This is a genomic window from Kineococcus sp. NBC_00420 (genome assembly GCF_036021035.1).
Classification (GTDB): Bacteria; Actinomycetota; Actinomycetes; order Actinomycetales; family Kineococcaceae; genus Kineococcus.
This window is the reverse complement of sequence record NZ_CP107930.1, coordinates 566,852-588,415: the sequence shown is the minus strand read 5'-3', so window position 1 is coordinate 588,415 and position 21,564 is coordinate 566,852. Positions and strand designations below refer to the sequence as shown.

At 70.8% G+C, this 21,564-nt stretch carries 21 protein-coding genes; 13 read left to right on the top strand and 8 right to left on the bottom strand.

The genetic code is table 11. The features are described 5' to 3' along the window. The first annotated feature begins 157 nt into the window (after positions 1-157). A complete protein-coding gene (locus OG218_RS02890; protein ID WP_442906451.1) occupies positions 158-817 on the top strand; it encodes a response regulator transcription factor in 660 nt (219 codons plus the stop codon). Here the strand turns inward: OG218_RS02890 and OG218_RS02885 are convergent. From OG218_RS02885 to katG, 3 genes are all read right to left on the bottom strand, one after another. Then, entirely contained in the window at positions 807-2,285 is a 1,479-nt protein-coding gene (locus OG218_RS02885) for a sensor histidine kinase (RefSeq protein WP_328291696.1), read from the bottom strand. The two genes, OG218_RS02890 and OG218_RS02885, sit on opposite strands and share 11 nt — an antisense overlap. Positions 2,286-2,741: 456 nt before the next feature. After that, entirely contained in the window at positions 2,742-3,311 is a 570-nt protein-coding gene (locus tag OG218_RS02880; protein WP_328291695.1) for a DUF2231 domain-containing protein, read from the bottom strand. A 413-nt stretch (positions 3,312-3,724) separates the two neighbouring features. Continuing rightward, positions 3,725-6,022, bottom strand: a complete 2,298-nt coding sequence (gene katG, locus OG218_RS02875; RefSeq protein ID WP_328291694.1) for a catalase/peroxidase HPI — start codon at positions 6,020-6,022, stop codon at positions 3,725-3,727. Positions 6,023-6,930: 908 nt separating this feature from the next. Here katG and OG218_RS02870 point away from each other — a divergent pair. The 5 genes from OG218_RS02870 to OG218_RS02850 all read left to right on the top strand — a co-directional run bounded on the left by OG218_RS02870 (position 6,931) and on the right by OG218_RS02850 (position 10,406). Beyond that, positions 6,931-7,776, top strand: coding sequence for a COG4705 family protein (locus OG218_RS02870; RefSeq protein ID WP_328291693.1), 846 nt, complete (start codon positions 6,931-6,933; stop codon positions 7,774-7,776). Continuing rightward, positions 7,773-8,399 (top strand): DedA family protein, encoded by a 627-nt coding sequence (locus OG218_RS02865; protein ID WP_328291692.1) that lies wholly within the window; start codon positions 7,773-7,775, stop codon positions 8,397-8,399. Before OG218_RS02870 ends, OG218_RS02865 begins: the two co-directional genes overlap by 4 nt. 96 nt (positions 8,400-8,495) lie before the next feature. After that, on the top strand, positions 8,496-9,386 hold the full coding sequence (locus OG218_RS02860) for a COG4705 family protein (protein WP_328291691.1): 891 nt from the start codon (positions 8,496-8,498) through the stop codon (positions 9,384-9,386). A 34-nt stretch (positions 9,387-9,420) separates the two neighbouring features. Next, a complete protein-coding gene (locus OG218_RS02855; RefSeq protein ID WP_328291690.1) occupies positions 9,421-10,179 on the top strand; it encodes a hypothetical protein in 759 nt (252 codons plus the stop codon). Further along, positions 10,176-10,406 (top strand): hypothetical protein, encoded by a 231-nt coding sequence (locus tag OG218_RS02850; RefSeq protein ID WP_328291689.1) that lies wholly within the window; start codon positions 10,176-10,178, stop codon positions 10,404-10,406. Before OG218_RS02855 ends, OG218_RS02850 begins: the two co-directional genes overlap by 4 nt. 8 nt (positions 10,407-10,414) lie before the next feature. On the opposite strand, the gene OG218_RS02845 is transcribed toward OG218_RS02850, so the two are convergent. From OG218_RS02845 to OG218_RS02825, 5 genes are all read right to left on the bottom strand, one after another. Further along, the gene (locus tag OG218_RS02845; protein ID WP_328291688.1) at positions 10,415-11,419 is read right to left on the bottom strand and encodes an aldo/keto reductase; all 1,005 of its coding nucleotides are present in this window, start codon (positions 11,417-11,419) and stop codon (positions 10,415-10,417) included. A 10-nt stretch (positions 11,420-11,429) separates the two neighbouring features. Then, complete coding sequence (locus OG218_RS02840; RefSeq protein ID WP_328291687.1) at positions 11,430-12,827, bottom strand: MFS transporter; 1,398 nt, start codon at positions 12,825-12,827, stop codon at positions 11,430-11,432. Between the two features lie 82 nt (positions 12,828-12,909). After that, positions 12,910-13,686 (bottom strand): FAD:protein FMN transferase, encoded by a 777-nt coding sequence (locus tag OG218_RS02835; RefSeq protein ID WP_328291686.1) that lies wholly within the window; start codon positions 13,684-13,686, stop codon positions 12,910-12,912. Next, positions 13,683-14,126 carry an FMN-binding protein gene (locus OG218_RS02830; RefSeq protein ID WP_442906450.1) on the bottom strand — a complete coding sequence of 148 codons (444 nt, stop codon included), beginning with the start codon at positions 14,124-14,126 and terminating at the stop codon, positions 13,683-13,685. The genes OG218_RS02835 and OG218_RS02830 overlap by 4 nt, the downstream gene beginning before the upstream one ends. A 74-nt stretch (positions 14,127-14,200) precedes the next feature. After that, positions 14,201-15,613, bottom strand: a complete 1,413-nt coding sequence (locus OG218_RS02825; protein ID WP_442906355.1) for a ferredoxin reductase family protein — start codon at positions 15,611-15,613, stop codon at positions 14,201-14,203. Between the two features lie 331 nt (positions 15,614-15,944). Between OG218_RS02825 and OG218_RS02820 the strand changes: the two genes are divergently transcribed. The 7 genes from OG218_RS02820 (at position 15,945) to OG218_RS02790 (ending at position 21,472) form a co-directional block, all read left to right on the top strand. Further along, the gene (locus OG218_RS02820; RefSeq protein WP_328291683.1) at positions 15,945-16,889 is read left to right on the top strand and encodes a flagellar motor switch protein FliM; all 945 of its coding nucleotides are present in this window, start codon (positions 15,945-15,947) and stop codon (positions 16,887-16,889) included. Continuing rightward, complete coding sequence (gene fliN / locus OG218_RS02815) at positions 16,886-17,629, top strand: flagellar motor switch protein FliN (RefSeq protein WP_328291682.1); 744 nt, start codon at positions 16,886-16,888, stop codon at positions 17,627-17,629. Before OG218_RS02820 ends, fliN begins: the two co-directional genes overlap by 4 nt. Next, entirely contained in the window at positions 17,629-18,159 is a 531-nt protein-coding gene (locus OG218_RS02810) for a FliO/MopB family protein (protein ID WP_328291681.1), read from the top strand. The genes fliN and OG218_RS02810 overlap by 1 nt, the downstream gene beginning before the upstream one ends. Next, positions 18,156-19,043, top strand: coding sequence for a flagellar type III secretion system pore protein FliP (gene fliP, locus OG218_RS02805; protein ID WP_328291680.1), 888 nt, complete (start codon positions 18,156-18,158; stop codon positions 19,041-19,043). The genes OG218_RS02810 and fliP overlap by 4 nt, the downstream gene beginning before the upstream one ends. 259 nt (positions 19,044-19,302) lie before the next feature. Further along, entirely contained in the window at positions 19,303-19,581 is a 279-nt protein-coding gene (locus tag OG218_RS02800) for a flagellar biosynthetic protein FliQ (RefSeq protein WP_328291679.1), read from the top strand. A 5-nt stretch (positions 19,582-19,586) separates the two neighbouring features. Beyond that, a complete protein-coding gene (locus OG218_RS02795) occupies positions 19,587-20,393 on the top strand; it encodes a flagellar biosynthetic protein FliR (protein ID WP_328291678.1) in 807 nt (268 codons plus the stop codon). Next, entirely contained in the window at positions 20,390-21,472 is a 1,083-nt protein-coding gene (locus OG218_RS02790; protein ID WP_328291677.1) for an EscU/YscU/HrcU family type III secretion system export apparatus switch protein, read from the top strand. Before OG218_RS02795 ends, OG218_RS02790 begins: the two co-directional genes overlap by 4 nt. Positions 21,473-21,564 lie beyond the last annotated feature (92 nt).

Here is a 21,564-nt window from a genome sequence, read left to right as displayed (position 1 = left end):
TGGTTGCTGAGGATCGTCGCCGGGCACCGCATCAGCGTGTTCGCCGGGTACCGGGTCGCGCTCGGTGTGGTGCTCGCCGTGCTCCTCGCGCTGGGTGTCGTCGCCTCCGTGCGAGTCGTGGCAAACTCGCTTCACCACGGGTCCAGGGGGGATGACGGTGCGGGTGCTGCTGGTCGACGACGAGGTCACGCTCGCCGCGACGCTGTCGTCGGGGCTGACCGGGGTCGGGTTCAGCGTCGAGGTCGTCCACGACGGGGGTTCCGGGTTGGAGCGGGCCACCGCCGGGGCGTTCGACGTCGTCGTCCTGGACATCATGCTCCCGGTGCTCAACGGCTACGAGGTGTGCCGGACGTTGCGGGCGCGCGAGGTCTGGACCCCGATCCTCATGCTGACCGCCAAGGACGGGGAGTACGACGAGACCGACGCGTTCGACCTCGGTGCCGACGACTACCTGCGCAAACCCTTCTCCTTCGAGGTCCTCGTCGCCCGGTTGCGTTCGCTGGTCCGGCGCGGTGCGCCCGAGCGGCCCGCGACGCTGAGCGCCGGGGAACTCGCCCTCGACCCCGCTCAGCAGCGGGTCCACCTGCGCGGCGAGGAGGTCCGCCTCACCGCGCGGGAGTTCCAGGTGCTGCACCACTTCATGCGCCACGCCGGCGACGTCCTGACGAAGACGAACATCCTCGAGAACGTCTGGGACGAGTTCTACGACGGTGACGAGAACCTCGTCGAGGTCTACGTCGGGTACCTGCGCCGCAAGGTCGGTCGCGACTACATCGAGACGATCCGGGGTTCGGGCTACCGCTTCGTCAGTCCGTGAGTTCCGGGGAGTCCGGGAACTCCGAGATCGGGAGTTCGATCCGGAAGCACGTCCCCGGGCCGTCGTCGGGGTCGAGGACGCGGACGCTCCCGCCGTGGGCCAGGACGATCTCGCGGACGATGGCCAGCCCCAGACCGGTGCCGCCGAGGTCGCGGGCACGACTCTCCTCCAGGCGCACGAACCGGTCGAACACGCGTTCGCGATCCTGGCCGGGGATCGGGGGGCCGTCGTTGACCACGTCCAGGACCGCGGTGGAGTCGTTGTGGTGCAGAGTGATGGACACCGCCGTCACGGCGTGGCGGGCGGCGTTGTCGGTGAGGTTGCGCAGGACTCGCGACAACGCGTGCTCGTCGCCGATGATCCGGGCCGGTTCGCGGTGGACGGAGACGGCGAGCGTCGTGGCGGACCGCAGCCGACGGGCTTCCGCGGTGACGAGGTCGTCGAGGTCCACCTCGTCACGTCGCGACGTGACGGCGGAGTTCCGGCCGTGTTCGTCGACCCGGGCCAGCAACAGCAGGTCGGCCACGAGCCGATCCAGTCGCATCGCCTCGCCCCGCACCAGGACCGCGAGGTCGGTGCGGTCAGCCCTGTTCGGCACCGTGAGGGCGATGTCGGCGGCAGCCCGCAGGGTGGCGACCGGACTGCGCAGTTCGTGGCTGGCGTCGGAGACGAACTGCCGTTGCGCGGTGGTGGCCCGGTCGAGGTCGACGAGCATGGCGTTCATGGTCCGCGCGAGCTGGGAGACCTCGTCGTTCCCGGGCGGGACGGGCACCCGTTCGGAGAGGTCGCGCAGGCTGATGCCCTCGACGGTGGAACGGATCTTCGCGACGGGACGCAGGGACCGCCCGATGAACAGGTAGGTCGCGCCGGCCACCGCGAGCAGCAGCAGGGGCCCCGCGACGGCGAGGGCCACCTCGGCTGCGTGCAGGGTGTCCTCGCCGGTGCCGAGCGACTCTCCGATGAGGACGGTGAACCGGGTGCCGTCGGCTTCGCCACCCAGAGCGGTGAACCGGTAGGGATCGTCGTCGAAGGGCAAGCCCTCCTGGAAGATCTCGGTCCCGCCGACGGCGGGCATCCGGTGTGCCACGGATCGGAAACCTCGCAGGTCGCTGCTGGAGGCGATGACCGCGCCGTCGGCGTTGAGGACCTGGACCACTGCTCGGCGCTGGGCGGCGGCGTCGATGGCGCCCTGCAGGTCGTCGCGGTCGGGAGCGTCGTCGACGGAGGCTGCCGAGGAGCCGGCGATCTCCTGGTCGACGAAGGCGGAGATTCCCTGGGCGGTGGCGAGGTTGCCGGCGTCGATGCTGGTCTGGAGGTTGTTGTGCAGGGCGAGCAGCAGGACCGCTCCCGCCGCCGCGACGACGGCGGCCTGCAGCAGGGTCGCGGCGACGGTCGAGCGGACCTGCACGCCCGCCCCCAGCCACCAGCGGACGATCTCCTCGACCCCGCGCCGCGCTACTGCGATCACCGGAACCACCTCCCTCACCTCGGACGGCCCGTACCGGTCCTGATCCTCCCGCACCGGCTCCGAGCAGGGCTCCGCCACCCTGGACGCCGCCGACCGAAGCCCTTCTGAGGGGGAGCCCCGAGTGACGAAGTTCGTCGGACCGGATCTCCATCACCGGCTGAACCCCGGCACCGTGTGTGCGCACACGATCGCTTCTGCAGGTCGGTCTCGAGAGCGCTCGGGTCGTCGCACGTGCAGGCCGCGAGTGGCACCCCGCCCCTCACGACGAAGTGGCCGGCGTACGCGATTGCCGTCGAGGGTGGCGCGATCAGGAAGCACGCAGGGTGCGGGTGGGGACATCGGCGGCACTCGATCGCCTCCATCGTCCCGACCAGCAGTACCGGCAACGGCAGAGGGCGTCGGAACGACTTCCCCGACGCCCTCTCCTGGTGAGGACGGCTCACCCGGTGGTCGTCGTCACCCGTTGCTGGATGCGGCGGGGGCAGCGGTCATCTGGTCGGCCCACACGGCCTTGGCCCCGGAGTCACCGACTCGATAGACCTGAACACCCGAAGCGATAGCAGCGACGACGGCGAGGACGGCGACGACACCGAGTCCGCGGACACTGCGCCGGCGGTGCTCACGACGAGGCGTTGTCGTGGCGGGTCCGTGGAAGCCGGGGCCTTCCCGGTCCTGGGTGCCGAGCTCTCGGTCGGTGTCGACGTCGGCGTGGGCGCGGCGCTGCATCCACCAGAGGATCAGGGCGAGGAGAGCCATGGGCAGCGAGAACCAGAGGAGCTGGTCACCGAGCTCGGCGTGGAGGCCGGGGTCACCCACGCGGTGTTCGAGTGCCTCGCCGCTGCTGGTGGCGACCGGGCACAACGCTGTCCCGACCACTGCGACCAGAGCGTTGATGCCGGCGTAACGGGTCCGCCACCGAGGGAAGACGGCGACGGCGATGGTGCCGAGCACCGCGAGGGGTAGCAGGACGACCACAGCGTGGACGACGAGGGGGTGCACGGGCAGCCCGCCGATGGTGTCGAACATGAACACTCCTCTGGGTGGGCCTTGCGGTACGAAGAAACGCACACTGACCCGAGGGGTGTGCAGTCTGCTGAACAGCGTGACAGCAGGAAACTGGCTTACTACTGTGACGATAGTAGTTCCAGGCTGGCGAAGGTGTCACTTCGTGAAACGAACGCGTGGTCCTTTGGGGGAGGGCCCTGAGTCGTGGTTCCCGCAGCAGGCTGCCCGTGTGGATGGCCGAAGGGGGCCTTGGGGACGGTCCTGGCCACTCGATCGCGAGAATCGTGCCGGCATCCGCGTCGAGGCAGTTTCGAGGACTCGTTCGCAGGACGGATCGGTGACACCTCAATCCGATGAGCGCCCTCCGCACGCCCCCGCCAGGAGGTGACGGGGGCGTGCGGGCTGGATCGGATCTTCGACGAGGCCGGGGGGTATCAGCCGAGGATCGTTGTCCCGTCCGGGGCCGGGGATGCCGTGACGTCGTAGCGGTCGGCCATCATCACCTTGTTCCACACCGCGACGAAGTCCCGGACGAACCGTGCGCCACCGTCTCGCGCGGCGTAGACCTCGGCGATGGCGCGCAGTTGGGAGTTGGAGCCGAAGACCAGGTCGTTGCGGGTCGCCCGGTAGACCGCCTCACCGCTCTCGCGGTCGTTCAGGGTGAATTCGCGGCCGGCTGCGTCGGACGTGTTCCACACGTAGTCCATGCTCGTCAGCGTCTCGAAGAAGTCGGTGGTCAACGCGCCGACCCGGTCGGTGAACACCCCCGCGGAGGAGTCGTCGTGGTTGCAGCCCAGGACGCGCAGCCCCCCGGTCAGCACGACCCACTGGGGTGCGGTGAGGTTCAGCAGGTCCGCCTTGTCGAGGAACATCTGCTCCGGCGCCACGCTGGTGATCCGAGCGAGGTCCGGCTGGAGGTAGTTGCGGAAACCGTCCACCACCGGCGCGAGCCACTGGAACTGGGTGACGTCGGTCTGCTCCTGGGTGGCGTCGACCCGCCCGGGTGTGAAGGGCACGTCCATCGCGACGCCGGCCGCCGCCGCCGCCTGCTCGACCGCTACGCAGCCGCCGAGCACCACCACGTCCGCGAGGCTGACCTTCGCCGACCCGCCGGCGTTGAAGGAGTCCGTGACCTCGCGCAGCGCGGCGACCACGGGGACGGTGCGGCGGTTGACCGCCCAGTCCTTCTGCGGTGCCAGCGCGATCCGTGCCCCGTTGGCGCCGCCCCGCTTGTCGGAGTCGCGGTAGGTCACCGCTGAGGAGAAGGCGGTGTAGGCGAGGTCCGAGACCGAGAGTCCCGTGGCCAGGACAGCGTCCTTGAGTCGCGCCACGTCCGCCGCGTCGACGACCGGGTGTTCACGGACGGGCAACGGGTCCTGCCAGCTGAAGTCCTGGGCGGCCACCTCGGGACCGAGGTAGCGCGACTTGGGACCCATGTCGCGGTGGGTGAGCTTGTGCCAGGCCTTGGAGAACTCGCGGGTGAAGAGGTCGAAGTCGTCCAGGAACCGCTGGCAGATCTCGCGGTAGACCGGGTCGACCTTCAGGGCGATGTCACTGGTCATCATCATGAGCGGGTGGGTGACGCCGTCGAGGTGGGCGTCGGGGGTCTCGGGTGCCGAGGGGTCGGCCGGCGTCCACTGCAGGGCACCGGCGGGGCTCTCGGTCTGCTCCCACTCGTAGCGGAACAGGTTCTCCAGGTAGGAGTTGTCCCACTGGGTGGGGTTCGGCGTCCAGGAGCCCTCGATGCCGTTGGTCATCGTGTGCTCCGCGAAACCCGTGCCCTCGGGGTTGTGCCAACCCAGGCCCATGGCTTCCATGGGGGCGATCTCCGGTGGCGGGCCGATCTTGTCGGCCGCGACCTGACCGTGGCTCTTGCCGAAGGCGTGACCGCCGGCGATGAGGGCGACGGTCTCCTCGTCGTTCATCGCCATCCGGGCGAAGGTGATGCGGATGTCGACCGCCGAAGCGGCGGGGTCGCCGTTGGCGTTGGGCCCCTCGGGGTTGACGTAGATGAGTGACTGGTGGGAGGCGGCCAGTGGCTGCTCGAGCTCGTAGTCGGCGTCCCCCGGCTCGCCGGTCCACCGTCCATCGCGCATCACCATCGCGTCGAAGGACTCCGGGGTGGTGTTGTCGATGTACTCCGGTCCCCAGTAGGTGGCGTCGTCGGCTTCCCAGGCGTCGCGGCGCCCGCCGCCGAAACCGGTCGTGGGGAAGCCCATGACCTCCAGCGCGCAGTTGCCGGTGAGGATCATCAGGTCCGCCCAGGACAGAGCGCTTCCGTACTTCTGCTTGAGCGGCCACAGCAGGCGCCTGGACTTGTCGGTGTTGCCGTTGTCCCACCAGCTGCTGATGGGTGCGAACCGCTGCATCGCCCGGCCGGCGCCGCCGCGTCCGTCGGCGATGCGGTAGGTGCCCGCCGCGTGCCAGGCCATGCGGATCATCTGCGGTGCGTAGTTGCCGTAGTCCGAGGGCCACCACGACACGGAGGTGGTGAGCAGAGCCTTGATGTCGGCCTTGAGCTCGTCGAAGTCGATCGTGGCGAAGGCAGCGGGGTAGTCCAGGTCTGCCAGTGGGTTGGCCATGACGGCGTCGCGATGCAGCTGTTCGACCCGTAGTCGTTCGGGGTACCAGTCCGAGAGCGTCGGCTTGGAGGTCTGTGCGCCGCCGATCGTGTTCCCACCGAAGGGGCACGCCCCCTCGAGGACTTCGGAGTACCTGGAGTGGTCGGTCATGGTGTTTCGCCCTCTCGGCAGTGGTGGTGACAGGACTTCTCGCTGCGGGGGCGCACCGCTGGGGCGGTCCGAGCCTGGCTCGCACAGGCTGGTGTGGCGCCAGGACCACGTGGCGAGCCTGCGCCTGCCCCGGTGACCGGGTGGTTCGTCCCCTGGGGGATGGGCAGGCTCGGGATTCTCCCGCTTCAGGGGTGAACGTACTCCGACCGGGCCCGACGGTCGTCCGGAAAGTGGTGCATGAGCAGAAGAGTATGGGTCCCTCTTGTACCGCGCCAGGTAGAGGAGGCTACCCTCGACCCGCTTCTGGGAACTCGCTCCACTGCATTTGATCCTGAACTTCTGCTGACAACGGTTGGCTCAGGACGGACTCTCCTGATCGGAGGCACTGGTGCCGATGGTGGCATTGCGGATCAATGGTGAGGACCTCTTGGTCGAGGTTTGATCGTCAGGCAATCGCAAGGGTGACAACGTCGACACGCCCATTACCGCGAAGCCCCGCAGGGGTGAACTCCGGGAACGCAGGGTTTCTCATCGACCTGAGTGGCTGGCAGTCACTGTGGTGGGGAGGGCTTCGTGCTCGACAGGTTTGCGGCAACCGACGCCGGAACGACGTCGACGGGTTCGCAGAACACAACACCCCGTTCCGCTCGAACGGTGCTGTCCCCAGTTCCGTTTCGTGGACCACGACCTGCGGGTTCAGCAGTTCGCGCGGCAACGTGCACCGGAGACTCTCCATCGCCCGTTGTCGACGCTGGAGGTGATCCGGCCCATCGATCCCAGCAGGCCGGCGGTCAGCAGGGGCAGACCCGACCTCGGTCAGCAGCACCTGCACCGTCCTGACCTGCGTGGACGAGATGATGGTCGAGGCGCTCAGCGGAGGTTCAGCACACTCCCGCCACCCTGGGGACATGACACAGACTCCTGCTCGCCGGGGACCCCGGGGCGGCACCGGTGCCGCCCTGCGCACGGCGGCGAACAAGGTTCCCGAGGTCACCGCGTTCTTCTGGATCGTCAAGGTGCTGGCCACCACGGTGGGGGAGACCGCGGCGGACTACCTGAACGAGACTCTCGGCTTCGGTCTCACCGCGACCAGCATCGTCATGACGGTGCTGCTCGCGGTCGTGCTCGTGGTGCAGTTCCGCAGCCGTGGCTACCGGCCCCCGGTCTACTGGCTGGCCGTGGTTCTGATCAGCGTCGTGGGGACGTTGCTCACCGACAACCTCACCGACGGTCTCGGGGTGCCGCTCCTGGCCTCCACGATCGTCTTCGCGGTCCTGCTGACCGCGACGTTCCTGACGTGGCACCGGGTCGAGGGCACGCTGTCCATCCACGCGATCGACAGCCCCCGGCGGGAAGCCTTCTATTGGCTCACCATCCTCTTCACCTTCGCCCTGGGCACCGCGGCCGGTGACTTCGTGGCCGAGACGACCGGCATCGGCTACCTCGCTTCCGTCGTCCTGTTCGCCGTCGCGATCGCCGTGGTGGCCGTGCTGCGCTTCGGGCTGCACCTGAACGCCGTCGGGACGTTCTGGGCGGCCTACGTCCTGACCCGCCCGCTGGGCGCGTCCCTGGGTGACCTGCTGTCGCAGGACCGGGCCGACGGCGGTCTCGGTCTGGGGACCACGGTGACCAGCGTCCTGTTCCTCGCGGCGATCCTGGCGGTGGTGGTCTACCTGAGTGTCAGCAGGGTCGACGCCCCCGACCGGCGCGGCGCCCCGGCCGCCTCGTCGTCCTCCTCCTCGTTGTCGTCGTGAGCGCGCTGCTGGACCCCCAGCACCTGCTGTCGTCCTTCGGGATCCTGGGGGTCTTCGTGATCCTCTTCGCCGAGACCGGGTTGCTCGTGGGGTTCTTCCTCCCCGGCGATTCGCTCCTCTTCACCGCCGGGCTGCTCACGGCGACGGGTGTCAGCTCCTCGGTCCACCTGTCCCTGGTCCCGGTGCTCCTGGCCGCGGTCGGCGGGGCCCTGCTGGGGGCGGAGGTCGGCTACCTCATCGGCCGGGCCGCGGGTCCGGCTCTGCTGGAGCGTCCTGAGCACCGCCGGCGCTACGCGGGGGTGCAGCGCGCCCGCGCCGTCCTGGAACGCTACGGGCACGGCAAGGCGATCGTCCTCGCGCGGTTCATCCCGGTGGTCCGGACGCTGATGAACCCCCTCGCGGGGACGGTGGGCGTCCCGGCCCGCACCTTCACCCTGTGGCAGTGCGTCGGGGGGCTCCTCTGGGCCCTCGGGGTCACTCTCGCCGGACACGTGCTCGGTGGGCAGATCCCCGGGATCGACGCCTACCTGCTGCCGATCATCGCCGTCGTCGTGGTGGTCTCGCTGCTGCCGGTGCTGGTGGAACTGCTGAGGTCGCGGCGAGGAACCACCTCACGCCGCTGACCGCTCTCAGCCGCGGTTCAGCGACTCGCAGGCAGCATGGGGGGGAACCCGCGAACGCCGCCGCCACGCCCACCCCCTGTCTGGAGACGACGCCCCATGGCCCGCACGCCCCTGAAGCGCTTCCCCTGCGCGCGTCCCCCGGTCGCGGCGAAGGTGCCCGAGATCACCGTCCTCTTCTGGGTGGTGAAGGTGCTCACCACCGGCATGGGAGAGGCGGCCTCGGACTTCCTCGGCACGACGAACCTCGTCCTCGGCGGGGTGGTCGGCGTCGGGGGGTTCGCCCTCGCCCTGTGGTGGCAGTTGCGCGCGACGCGCTACCAGGCGCTCCGCTACTGGTTCGCCGTCGCGATGATCGCCGTCTTTGGGACGATCGTCGCCGACGTGCTGCACGTGGTGACCGGCCTGTCCTACTACGTGACCTCGGCGTTCTACGGGGTCGTGGTCATCGTCCTGTTCACCTGGTGGCGGCGCAGCGAGGGAACCCTCGACATCCACAGCATCACGACGGCCCGCAGGGAACGGTTCTACTGGGCCACCGTCGTCGCGACCTTCGCGCTGGGGACGGCGGTCGGGGACCTGACCGGGTTGACGATGCACCTCGGCTTCCTGCCCTCGGGATTGCTCTTCGCGGTCGCCATCGCGGTTCCCCTCGTGGCGTGGCGACTCGGAGCGAACCCGGTCGCGACGTTCTGGGTGGCCTACGTGCTGACCCGCCCGCTGGGGGCCTCCTTCGCGGACTGGCTGGCGAAGGAACCCTCCGTCGGAGGGGGTGTCGGTCTCGGGGACGGCCCGGTGACCCTCGTCGCGCTCGTCGTGATCGTCGCCCTGGTGGCCTACCTGGCGGTGAAACGCAGCGACGTTCAGGAGCAGACCGGAGGGGTCCCGGATGGTTCCGCGGACGTGCCGGTGCGCCGTGCTGCGCCGTCGTCGTCGCCCCGGGTCGCCACCGAGTCCCTGCCCGGCGACGCCGGCGGGGACCGCAGCTGATCGGGAGTCCGCCCGCACCGAGCCAGGAGCATCCGTGACCGCAACCTCCGCGCTCTTCCTCTCCGTCTTCCTGGCCAGCACCGTCGAAGCCGTCGAGGCGCTCACCGTGGTCCTCGCCGTGGGCGTGACGCGGGGCTGGCGCTCCGGCGGACTCGGCGTCCTCGCGGGTCTCGCCGCGTTGGCCGTGCTCGTGGTGGGCCTCGGGCCCGCGCTGACGGTGGTTCCCCTGCAGGTGCTCCGACTGCTCGTGGGGGCGCTGCTGCTGGTCTTCGGGCTGCAGTGGCTGCGCAAGGCGGTCCTGCGCGCCTCCGGGCGCAAGGCCCTGCACGACGAGGCAGCCCTGTTCGCCGCCCACGCGGCGGCGGCACGCTCGCAGGCGATCGCGACGTCGGACGGCGTCGACGCCTACGCGTTCACCCTCTGCTTCAAGGCCGTCCTCCTCGAAGGTCTCGAGGTGGTCTTCATCGTCCTGACCTTCGGGGCCAACGCCGGACGCATCGGGCTGGCCGCGCTGGGGGCCGCGGCGGCGGTCCTCGTGGTCACCGTCGCCGGCCTCCTGGTCCGGGGCCCGTTGTCGCGGGTGCCCGAGAACCAGCTGAAGTTCGTCGTCGGCGTGCTGCTGACCTCCTTCGGGATGTTCTGGAGCGGTGAGGGCGCCGGGGTGCTCTGGCCGGGTGCCGACGCCGCCCTGCCGGTGCTCGTCGCGTTCACCGCCTGCCTCGCCGTCGGGTACACGCTGCTGCTGCGTGCGCGGACCCCGCGCGTGGACGCGTCCGCGCGGGCCGGGTCGTGAAGGCGCTGCGCGTGGTCCTGGACGTCGTCCGCGACCTCGTCATCGGTGATGACTGGCGGATGGTCGTGGGGATCGCGGCGATGGTCCTGCTCATCGTCGGCGGTCGTGCGGTGGGGTTCCCGGTGTGGTGGCTACCTCCGGTGACGGTGCTGGTGATGCTCGGTGTCGGCGTCTCGAGCGCACCCCCGGAACTGCGCCGGCCCCGGCGTCGGGATCGGCGTCGGTGACGACCGAGTCACAGGTTCGTCTGCGCCTCCAGCCAGTCCGGGTAGCGGCCACCCTCGATCTCGAGGGCGGCCGACTGCCGGGACAGCTCCTCCACCTCCTCGGGTGTGAGGGTGACTTCGGCCGCGGCGACGTTCTCGCGGAGCCGCCCCGGGTTGGTGGTCCCGGGGATGGGGACGATCCACGGCTGGCGGGCCAGCAGCCAGGCCAGGGCGATCTGGCCGGGTGTGCAGCCCTTCCGCTCGGCGAAGCGCCGCACGAGGTCCACCACGGCGGCGTTCTGCTGCTGGGCCGCCGCCGCGAAGCGGGGGATGCTGGCGCGCAGGTCGCTCCCCTCGGCGAACGAGGTCCCGGTGGCGATGGTCCCGGTGAGGAAACCCTTGCCGAGGGGGCTGAAGGGCACGAACCCGACGCCGAGTTCGGCGCACACGCCGAGGACGGCTTCCTCGGGGCGACGCCACCAGAGCGAGTACTCGCTCTGGACCGCCGTCACCGGGTGCACGGCGTGCGCCCGGCGGATGGTGTCGGCGGCCGCCTCGGAGAGCCCGTAGTGCTTCACCTTGCCCGCGGCGACGAGGTCCGCGACGGCACCCGCGAACTCCTCGATCGGGAACTCCGGGTTGACCCGGTGCTGGTAGTACAGGTCGATCGCCTCGACCCCGAGGCGCTGCAGGGAACCGTCGGCGGCGGCCGCGACCTCGTCCGGTCGCAGCATCCGCCCGGTCGCGGTCCGGGTGGCGGGGTCGACGTGCTGGGCGAACTTCGTGGCGATCACGACGTCGTCCCGATCGGCGAGGACGTCGCGGAGGGCCTCGCCGACGAGTTCCTCGTTGGCGTGCGGGCCGTAGATCTCGGCCGTGTCGAAGAACGTCACGCCGAGGTCCACCGCGGAGCGGACGTGGGCGAGCATCTCCGCCCGGTCGGGGGTGGCGCCGTAGCCGCCGGTGGTGGTCATGCAGCCCAGGCCGATCGCGGAGACGGCGGGGCCCTGCGGGCCGAGGGTTCGGGTGTGCACGGGTTTCTCCTCAGACGGTTCGGGTGGGGACGCGGAGACTCAGCAGCGCAGCGCCCAGGAGCAGCGCCGCGGAGATCAGGAAACTGGCGCGGGCACCCGCGAGGAACTCGCCGGACACCAGGGCGCCGAAGACGGCGATGGCGACCGCACCGCCGATCTGGCGGAAGGTGTTGAACACCGCGCTGGCCGTGCCGGACCGCTCCGGCGCGACGCCCTCCAGGACGACCGAGGTCACCGAGGGCATCGCCAGCGAACCACCCGCCCCGAAGAAGCAGACGCAGAGCGCCGTCCACCCGACCGAGCCGGCCCCGACCGTGGCGGCCAGCCCGAGCAACCCCGCGACCATCGACGTCAAACCGGCGACCACGGGGACCCGCGCGCCGAAGCGGTTCGTGACCGGTCCGCTCGCCAGGTTCCCCGCGACGGCGAGGACCGCCGACGGCACGAAGACCAGTCCCGCCCGCAACGGGGTCAACCCCAGGTGCTGCTGCAGGTAGAGGCTCACGACGAACACGTTGCCGAAGTTGCCGACCATGAAGGCGAAACCCACCGGCAGCGCGATCCGCACCCCGCGGGCGCGGAAGAGGTCGAGCGGCACCATCGGGTGCGCGGCGCGGGCCTGGACGACGATGAACCCGGCGATCGCCGCGACGGCGAGGACCAGGTTCGCCACCACGGTCGGTGACGTGAAACCCCGGTGACCGCCGTCGATCAACCCGAACACCAGGGCGGACAACCCGAGCACGGCCAGGACCTGACCGGCCACGTCGAAGGGGCTCGGTCGGCGCGGCGAGGTCGCGACCCGGGTGAGGAAGACGAGCATCCCCCCGCAGACCGGCACGTTGACCAGGAACACCCAACGCCAGTCCAGCGAGGTGAGGAAACCGCCGAGGGGCTGACCGAGCAGGCCGGCGACCGCTCCGCCGACGGCCCAGATCCCCAGGGCCCGGGCCCGGCGACCCGGCTCGGGGAACGCCTCCCGGACCAGGGCCATGGACGCGGGCAGCATGATCGCCGCGCCGGCTCCCTGCGCGCACCGCGCGGCGATCAGCGCCCCCGCCGACGGAGCTGCCGCACAGGCCGCTGAGGTGATCGTGAAGACGACGACGCCCAGCGCGAGGGCACGTTTGGCGCCGATCCGGTCGGAGAGGTTCCCGGCGAACAGCAGAAGGCACGCGAACAGCAGGGTGTAGCCGTCGATGATCCACTGCTGGCCCGTCACCCCACCGCCGAGTTCCGCGCGGATCGCCGACAGGGCGACGTTGACGATCGAGATGTCGAGGGTGATGAGGAAGAACCCCAGCGACGCGATGGTGATCACGACGCGGGCGTGGGGGGAGTCGGGGGGTTCCGGTGCCGGGGGAACACCCGCCGTGGGCATTTCCTCGACCTCGTCACGGTGGCGCACGAACCCACCGTAGGGGGGCTCGCCGGGCGGTGGGATGCCCTGGCAGTACCCCTCTCACCCCCTCTCACCCCTCTCACCCCCGTCACGGGTCGGCGACGACCTCCGTGGTCCCGTCGGCCCACACGACGAGTCCCGACGTCCCGGGCCGACCGCCGAGCCAGCGGGCGGCGTCGGGACCGAGGGCGTAGGCCGCGGTCGCGTCGACGTCGGCGCGGGTCAGCGACGGCGCGATCACGCTCACCTGGGCCACCGCGGTGGGCGCGACGCCGGTGCGGGCGTCGACGAGGTGCGCACCCCGGTGCGCGGTGCCCGAGGTGGCGATCGCGCCGTTCGCGATCGCCACGGTGGCGATGATCCGCCGGGGATCGGCGGGGTCCTCGATGCCGATGTGCCAGGGCGGGGACCCGGGGGAGGCGTTGTGGCAGAGCACGTCACCTCCCCCGGAGAGACAGGAGTCGGTGTCCGGCAGACCCGTCAGCCAGACCGCGGCGCGTTCCAGGGCCCAGCCCTTCACGACGCCGGCGGTGTCGAGGCGACGCACCCCGTCCGCTCCCGGGCGGTGGACGTCGAAGGCGCCGCGGGAGTCGCGACGGGCCTCCTCCGCGATCGCCAGGACCTCGGCCACCTCGGGCGGGCAGTCGGCGACGGTGACCTCCCCGCGCCCCAGCCGCGAGGCCCACGACTGCGGGCGGTAGTGGCTGAAGACGGCCTCCGCCGCGCGCAACGAGGCGAGCACCGCGTCCCAGGCGTCCCGCCCCGCGGCGTCCTCGCGGTGTCGCCCTCGGATCGCGAGGCTCACGGGGAAGCCCATGACCTGCTCGACCCGGCGGACGGTGGCGGCGTCGTGCTCCCCGCTCACAGTCCGGCCTGGTCCAGCGCGCTCTGCAGGGAGGTGAGGTACCCGGTGCTGGTCACGGTGGCTCCGCTGACCATGTCGATCGAGGCGTTCTGCGCGGACAGGGTCTCCTGCACGAGGGTGGGGAGGGCTCGGGCGTTGATCTCCTGGTCCCTGCCGTTCCCGCTGGGGTGCTCCACGACGTCGACCGCGGTGATCTCGCCGCTGGCCACGGTGATCTCCACCTGCACCGGTCCCCACCTGGTGTCGGCGGCGGAACCGGTGAACGTCGCCGAGGCGGTCGTCGAGGTGCCGCCCGAGGTCGCCGTGCCGCTCGAACCCGTGACGCTCGAACCCGTGGTTCCCGCGATGGCGGGGGACACGACCGCGGTGCTCGTCGAGGAGGCCCCCTCGGTGGAGGTGTGGTAGCCGAAGAGGAGGACGAGCACCGTCACGGTGCTCATGCCGGCGACGACGATGCGGCGGGTGGAGCCACCCTCGCCGGGTTCGCGCGGGGGAGTTTCTCGGGTCACGCGGTTCACCATCCGAAGTCTTCGCAGTGGAACCGCTCGGCCGGGACCCCGGCGGCGGTGGCGGCGCGGCGCACGTCTGCGGTCCATCCCGCCGGACCGCAGACGTAGACGTCGCGCCCGGCGATGTCGGGGACGAGGTGACGCAGTGCAGTCACGTCGTCGATCGGGGGAGTGCCGGCGGGCAGCCAGGACCCCTCGGTGCGGCGCGGACCGGGGAGGTCCACCACCCGCAGGCCGCGGTCGCGGGCGAGGACGTCGAACTCCCGCGCGAACAGGGGTCTCCCCTGGTGGCGGTGCAGCAGGACCGCCTCACCGGGGGCGTAGCCGAGGCCTTCGGCCAGGGCCCGCAAGGGGGTGATGCCCACCCCGGCACCGATGAGGACGACGTCGCGGCGGGTCCGGGCCCGGGCCGAGAGGCGACCGTGGGGACCTTCCACGAGGACCCTCGTCCCGGGTCGCAGGTTCCGCAGCCGGCGACCGCCGTCACCGGTGGTGCGGACGGTGATCCGCAGCCGGCGGCCGTCCGGGGCGGCGGAGAGGGAGTAGGGGTGGTTGCGCATCCAGCCCGGTCCGTCCAGGAAGCGGAACCCGAGGAACTGCCCGGCCTCGACGGGCAACCGGTGCAGGTTCCGTCCGGTCATCACGACGGACACGACGTCGGGGGCCTCCGCCACGACGGAGGTGACGCGCAGGCCCAGACTCCGGTTGCGCAGCAATGGCAGCGAGACCCGGAACACGAGGACGGCTGCCATCGTCGCCCCCCAGGCGGCCCACCAGAACACCGTCCGGGCGGGGTGACCGGTGAACTCCTGACCTGTCCACAACTGGTGCGGGAGGGCCAGGCCGACGCCGAGGTAGGCGTAGAGGTGGATCAGGTGCCACGACTCGTAGCGCAGCCGGCGCCGGGCGGCGCGGACGCTGGTCACGACCACGGCGACCAGGGCGAGGGTTCCCGCCCCGGCGAGCAGCACGCCGGGTTCCTCGACCAGGAGGTTCCACCCGGTCGCGGGGGTCTGGGTCAGTTCCCCGCCGGCGTAGCCCCAGGTGATCGTGACGATGTGGGCGAGCATCAGGTCGAAGGAGCAGAAGCCCACCCACCGGTGCACCCGGGCGAGGCGGTCCTGCCCGAACGCGGCCTCCAGGACCGGGACGCGGGCCATGAGGAACACCTGGGCCAGCAGCAGCACCGAGGCGACCAGGCCGGACAGCCGTCCCAGCGAGGTCAGGGCGTCGGCCCAGCCGGTGAGGTCCTGCAGTCCGCGGTCGGCGGCCCACCAGTAGGTGACGAGCAGCAGGGAACCCCACAGCGAGCAGCCCGCGGCGAGACGCACGCCCCGGTCGCGTCGGGCGCGGTCCGTGGGGGGACCGGGCGGACGACCGGGCTGTGACCGGGTGCCCGGTGACGTCGTGAGGGTCATGCAGTGCTCCGAGGGGTTCGTGGGTGGGGACCTCACCGGTGTCGTTCCGGTTCCGAGTGTGGGTCGAACCGGCTGAAGGCGACCTGAAGGACGTCCACGCACCTCCCAGGTCACGCACAGGTCACCCCACGACCCGACCCAGGTCGCTGGTCCGGGGTCTGAGGGCACCGGGACTCCCGGCCCCGGGCACCCCGTCGAGCCGGTGGACGCCGGCCGTCGTCCTGCCCGTCGGCCCCTTCGCGTCGGGGCGAACCCTTGAGCCGCAACGCCCAGAACCACCCGTTCGGGCTCGCGCTAAAGGGTGACGGCCATTCGTGCCGATAGAGGGCTCGTGGCAGCCGAGACCCCCAGTACCGCCGAGCGGACAGGCACCCGTCGCTCCCGGCGACGCGGTGTTCCCGTCCCGTACGACTTCCGACGGCCGACCAAGCTGTCCCGTCAGCACGCCCGCGTGCTCGAGATCACCTACGAGGGCTTCTGCCGTCAGTGGGCGACGCTGCTGTCCTCCACCCTGCGCACCACCGTGCAGGTCGAACTCGACGGCATCCAGCAGTACAGCTACGACGAGTACGCCGCGTCGCTGCCGCTGCCGACCGTGATGGCCGTCTTCGACCCCGAGCCGCTGACCGGGGCGGGCGTCCTGCACCTCGACATCGCCTTCGTGCTCTCCTGCATCGAGCGGATGCTCGGGGGCAGCGGCCACAACGAGCAGCCCAACCGGCAGCTGACCGACATCGAGGCCGTCCTGGCCCGCGGGATGGTCGAACGCACGCTCGTCGAACTGGCCTCCTCGCTGGTGACGGTCGTGGACCTCAAGCCGAAGCTCACGGCGATCGACCAGAACCCGGCCTTCGCCCAGGCCGCCGCCGCGACCGACGTGATGATCGTGTCCTCCTTCCACCTCGAGGTGGACGGGGTCGCCGGCACCGCGACGCTCGCGATGCCGCTGGACCCGCTGTCCGCGGCGCTGACCGCGGCGGAACTGCGGGTCGCCAGCCCCGAGGAACTGCGGATCCGGCGCCTCATGCGCGACCGCCTCGACGACCACCTCGAGCACATCCCGGTGGACGTCTCGGTCCGGATGAAGGCGGCGCAGATGCGTCCCGACGAGATCCTCTCGCTCATCCCCGGTGACGTGCTGCGGCTGCCGCAACGCGCCGACGAGCCCCTCGAGGTGGTCGCCCAGGGCGCCCACGTCGCCTCCGCCGTGGCCGGTAGCCGCGGACCCCGACTCGCCTGCCTGATCGTCCCGACCCCCGAGGAGAACGCACGATGAGCACCGCAACCCACACCGACCTGACCGCCACGCTGCGTGAGGCCGCCCAGGCTGCGCTCGCCGTCCTCCCGCTCTCGGCGCCCGGCACCATCACCGGTGTCGTGACCGTCGCCCAGGCCCCCGACCTCGGCGAGGAGGGCATCGCGGTCTCCGCGAACTTCGCCGGTGCCGCCAACGGCCGCGTCACCGTCGTCGTCGGCGAGGAGACCCTCAACACCCTCCTCATGAGCCCCGAGGGCGCCCTCGACCCCGTCGACGCCCTGCGCCCGGCCCTGGAGACCGTCGTGCACTCCCTCGGGCAGTGCACCCTGGACGCGGGCGTCGAGGGTGACCCGGCGCAGGCCCTGTCCCAGCTCGACGGCGGTGCCGTCGCGGTGATCGGCGCCGGCGGGGAGACCCTGGCCCTGATCGGGCTGACCCTCACCGCCCAGAACGACACCCCGCAGCCCACCGCCTCGGCGTCGGCGTCGTCGTCGCCCGCGGCGAGCCGCCCCCGCACGATGGACCTGCTGCGCGACGTGCAGATGGACGTCACCGTCGAGCTCGGGCGCACCAGCATGACCGTGCAGGACCTGCTGGCCCTGACCCCCGGCTCCGTCGTCGAGCTGGACCGCGCCGCCGGCAGCCCCGCGGACATCCTGGTCAACGGTCAGCTCATCGCCCGCGGCGAGGTCGTCGTCGTCGACGAGGACTACGCCATCCGCATCACCGAGATCGTCACCCCGGAGGCCGGCGCCTGATGGACGCCGTCGCCGCGATCGCCCGCACGAGCATCTCGCTGGTCGCGGTGCTCGGCCTCCTCTACCTGATCTCGCGCTGGTTGCGTCGCCGTCAGGGCGGCGTGACCGGCGGGGCGGACTTCTCCGTCCTGGCCAAGCAGAGCCTCGGCGCGAAGGCCGCCGTCGCCCTCATCAAGGTCGGCGACCGGGCCCTGGTCGTCGGGGTCTCCGACGCCGGCGTGAACCTGCTCGGCGAGACCGATGTCGCCTCCGTGTTCGCCCGGACGGGTGAACTCAAGGAAATCGCCGAAGGTGTCGAGGTAGGGGACATCACCGTGGAACCCTCCACGGTGGACGTCACGGACGGACCGGAAGTCGTTGCGGCCCAGCCGAACGTCGGGGAGCGGTATCTGCGCAAGGACGGCGAGACCGTCGCCGCGAAGCTCCCCGCGCGCCACGCCCCCCAGCCGGGCGTCACCGGTTCGGCCCTGTCGCCGGCCACCTGGACCAAGGCAGTCGACGTTCTGCGTGAGAGGACGACCCGCAGGTGAAGAACTCCCGTGCCCGCACCCTGGCCGCGGCGCTGGTGCTGTCCGGTGGACTGATCGCCGGAGGTGCCGCGTCCGCTCAGGCCGCCACCTCCGCCCTCGCCCCGCTCAGCGTCTCCGCCGCCGCCCCTGTCGCCTACGTGACGGGTGTGAGCGCGGGCAGTCCCGCCGGTGCCGTGGCGCCGGCCGACCCGGTGGCCCCGACCACCCCGGCCGCCCCCGGTTCGGTGTCCCTGGACATCAACGGCGTCAGCGGCAAACCCAGCCAGTCCGTCACCGTCATCATCGCCCTGACGATCCTCTCGGTCGCCCCCGCGCTGCTGCTGCTCACGACCTGCTTCACCAAGATCCTCATCGTCCTGGGCCTGACGCGCAACGCGCTCGGCCTGCAGGGCACCCCGCCCAACCAGGTGCTGGCCGGCCTCGCGCTCTTCCTCACGATGTTCGTGATGGCCCCCACCTTCAGCGCGATCAACGACGCCGCGATCCAGCCCTACCTCAAGGGCGACAAGACCGCGACGGTCGCCTTCACCGACGGCAGCGAGCCGCTGAAGCAGTTCATGCTCAAGCAGACCCGGCCCGAGGAACTGGCCCTGATGACCAAGGCCGCCAAGCGTGACCTGCCCGCCACCCGCGAGGCCACCCCGCTGACGACCCTCGTCCCCGCCTTCGCGCTCTCCGAGCTGCGCAGCGCCTTCATCATCGGCTTCGTCATCTTCATCCCGTTCCTGGTGATCGACATCGTCGTCTCAGGAGCCCTGATGAGCCTCGGCATGATGATGCTCCCCCCGGTGACCGTCTCCCTCCCCTTCAAGCTCCTCCTCTTCGTGATGGTCGACGGCTGGGGCCTGATCATCAAGGCCCTGGTGAGCTCCTACGCGGGCTGAACCACGCGAGGTGACCTGAAAGGACGCACCACAGGGTGGTGTCGTCGGATGTCCGAAGTGAGCGCTGGTGCAGCCCCGTGAGGGTCTGCGTGAACCCGCGCGAACGGAGTGTCCGAGGACACCACCCTGTGGCGCGTCCGGGCCCGAACCCGACCCAACGTCCTCCTGAGCCCGATTCAAGAACCTCACCCGATCGGCCGAGAACTACGCCAGAAGCGTGAACACCCCCGCACCACCCTCCCGACAGGAAGGCACCGCGATGACCGACGTGACCGTCATCCACATCGGGATGACCGCTCTCGTCCTCGCTGCCAAGCTCTGCGCCCCCATGCTGCTGACCGCGCTGGCCGTCGGCTTCGGCATCTCGCTGTTCCAGTCCGTGACCCAGCTGCAGGAGCAGACGATCGCCTTCGTCCCCAAGGCCATCGCCGTGGGCGTCGCGATCGTGGTGTGCGGCAAGTGGATGCTGCACGAGATGACCTCCTTCACCACCGCGCTCTACGACCAGATCCCGTCGCTGCTCTCGCACGGCGGCTGAGCGGCGTGCAAGGGCTGCCCTCGATCCCGCTGGACCTGATCCTGGCGGTCCTGCTGGCCTCGGTCCGCTCGGCGGCGTTCCTGATGTTCGCCCCGCCGTTCGCGAACAAGGCCGTCAACGGCCAGGTGAAGGCGATGCTCTCGGTCGCGATGGCCCTGCCCGTCGCCGGCCGGCTGCGCGACTCCGTGCCCGCAGCGGAACCGGGTCCGCTCATCACCGCCGTCGTCCAGCAGGCCCTCGTGGGCGTCGTCATGGGCGCCTTCGTCGCGTTGCTGTTCACCGCCGTCCAGGCCGCGGGCGACATGCTGGACCTCTTCGGCGGTTTTCAGCTCGCCAGCGCCTACGACCCGTTGATGCAGGTCCAGACGGCCATCTTCGGCAAGCTCTACAGCTGGACGACCACGGCGCTGCTCGTCGTCACCGGCGGGCACCTGCTGATCCTCCAGGGCTTCCTGCGCTCCTACGACGTGCTGCCCCTGAACGCGGGGATCGACACCGGGACCGTGGGGCGGGTCTTCACCGAGGGCATCAGCCAGCTGATGCTCTCGGCGCTGCAGATCGCGGCGCCCCTCATCGCGGTGCTCTTCATCACCGACATCGGCCTGGGGCTGCTCTCGCGCGTCGCCCCGGCCCTGAACGTCTTCGCCATGAGCTTCCCGGTGAAGATCCTCATCGTCCTGACCCTGGCCGGGTTCACGTTCTCGATGCTGCCCGGGGTCGTCGCCGACATGGCCGGCACCGCGCGCGAGACCGTCGTCCGCCTCGTCACTCCCGACCCTGCGGATCCTGTGAGCGGGGGTGGGAGCGGGTGAGCGGGGAGAAGACCGAGAAGCCGACCGCCAAGCGCCTCAAGGAGGCGCGCGAGGAAGGCAACATCCCGTTCTCCCGCGACGTCGCGGCGTGGTTGTCGACGGGCGCGGGGGCGATCGCGATCCCGCACACCATCGAGGCCGGCAAGCTGCTCATGACGCAGGCGATGACCGACATCGCCACCGTCGCCGCCGATCCCGAACCGGCGCGGGCCCTGTCGGCGATGTCGGACACGTTCTCCGGCATCCCCACCGTGCTGGGGCCGCTGGCGTTCACGACGTTCATGGCCGTCGTCGTCTCCGGCGCGATCCAGGGCACCCTGCGCCCGGCGACGAAGAAGCTCAAACCCAAGTTCAGCAACCTCAACCCCGTCAACGGCTTCAAGCAGCACTGGGGCCCCCAGGCCATCTGGGAGGGCACGAAGTCGCTGCTGAAGACGGCCGTCATCGGTCTCGTCATGTGGATGATCGCCAAGAACCTCGCCCCCGACCTCGTCGGGCAGGGGGCGATGTCGATGTCGGCGGTGCTGTCCCTGACCAAGTCCGCCATCGCGAGGATGCTGATGGTCACCGTCCTCATCGGGCTGATCATCGCCGCCGCCGACTACGCCATGAGCTACCGCCGCACCATGAAGAAGCTGCGGATGTCCAAGCAGGACATCAAGCAGGAGCACAAGAACGCCGAGGGCGACCCGCTGCTCAAGGGCGCGATCCGCTCCAAGCAGATGGCCATGTCGCGCAACCGCATGATGTCCGACGTCGCCAAGGCCGACGTCGTCCTCGTCAACCCCACCCACATCGCCGTCGCCCTGCGCTACGAACCGGGCACCGGCGCACCGAAGGTCGTCGCCAAGGGCGCCGGCGCGATCGCCACCAAGATCCGCGAGAAGGCCAAGGAGAACGACGTCCCGCTGGTCAAGGACGTCCAGCTCGCCCGCACGATGTACAAGAGCTGCAAGGTCGGCCAGGAGATCCCCCCGGAGTTCTTCGCCGCCGTCGCCAAGGTCCTCGCCTTCGTCATGAGTCTGCGCAGCCGCGGGTCCCTGACGGCCTTCGGCGAAGCCCACACCGTGCCCGCCTGACCGTGCCCCCTACCGGTCGCGGCCCGCGCCGGTTCAAGGTCGCCGCGACCGCGACCGATGGTGACGGTGTGGGCCGACAGGGTGATGCGCGC

Excerpts from the sequence above, each read along its gene's own strand:
- OG218_RS02825 (WP_442906355.1), bottom strand. The coding sequence starts at position 15,613 with ATGACCCTCACGACGTCACCGGGCACCCGGTCACAGCCCGGTCGTCCG.
- OG218_RS02860 (WP_328291691.1), top strand. The coding sequence starts at position 8,496 with ATGGCCCGCACGCCCCTGAAGCGCTTCCCCTGCGCGCGTCCCCCGGTC.
- OG218_RS02810 (WP_328291681.1), top strand. The coding sequence starts at position 17,629 with ATGGACGCCGTCGCCGCGATCGCCCGCACGAGCATCTCGCTGGTCGCG.
- katG (WP_328291694.1), bottom strand. The coding sequence starts at position 6,022 with ATGACCGACCACTCCAGGTACTCCGAAGTCCTCGAGGGGGCGTGCCCC.
- OG218_RS02870 (WP_328291693.1), top strand. The coding sequence starts at position 6,931 with ATGACACAGACTCCTGCTCGCCGGGGACCCCGGGGCGGCACCGGTGCC.
- OG218_RS02800 (WP_328291679.1), top strand. The coding sequence starts at position 19,303 with ATGACCGACGTGACCGTCATCCACATCGGGATGACCGCTCTCGTCCTC.
- OG218_RS02880 (WP_328291695.1), bottom strand. The coding sequence starts at position 3,311 with ATGTTCGACACCATCGGCGGGCTGCCCGTGCACCCCCTCGTCGTCCAC.
- OG218_RS02830 (WP_442906450.1), bottom strand. The coding sequence starts at position 14,126 with ATGAGCACCGTGACGGTGCTCGTCCTCCTCTTCGGCTACCACACCTCC.
- fliN (WP_328291682.1), top strand. The coding sequence starts at position 16,886 with ATGAGCACCGCAACCCACACCGACCTGACCGCCACGCTGCGTGAGGCC.